The 419-nt window shown below is 72.1% G+C and carries 1 pseudogene; it reads left to right on the top strand.

Going from position 1 to position 419, the window contains the following annotated elements:
• Window positions 1–26 precede the first annotated feature (26 nt).
• Window positions 27–419 (top strand): annotated as a pseudogene (locus tag AOK15_RS46960) (hypothetical protein); the annotation flags it as partial.

Genomic DNA, 419 nt, shown 5'->3' with positions numbered 1-419 from the left:
CCCCCGCCCTCTCGCGCCTCCGGCGCATCGCCTCGATCACGCCCCGTGGGGAGTTCCTCGCTCCGCCCCGGATGACCGCCACCGCCGTACGGCTGTTCGTGCAGGTGTGTCTGGTCGTCTACCTCTGGCGGGGGCTGTACGCGAACACCCAGTCCAGCGCCGGGCTCGACGAGGCCCAGGCCGTCGGGTACGCCGTACTCGCCGTGCTGGCGGGCCGGATCCGGGGGCTTGACCGGCGTGCCGGGCGCGACACCGTCATCCAGCATCTTCACTTCGGCACGATCGTCTACTGGTACCTACGGCCCATGCGACCCCAGCGCTACTACGCGCTCCGTGCCCTCGGCGACCAGGTGTACGGCTTCGGCTGGGTGCTCGGCGGTTACGTGCTCTGCCTCGCCGCCGGGGTCGTCGCCCCGCCC

It is taken from the genome of Streptomyces ossamyceticus, from assembly GCF_001418475.1.
GTDB classification, from domain to species: Bacteria; Actinomycetota; Actinomycetes; order Streptomycetales; family Streptomycetaceae; genus Streptomyces; species Streptomyces ossamyceticus.
The sequence above is the reverse complement of the archived record's forward strand: the minus strand, read 5'-3'. Positions and strand labels throughout refer to the sequence as shown.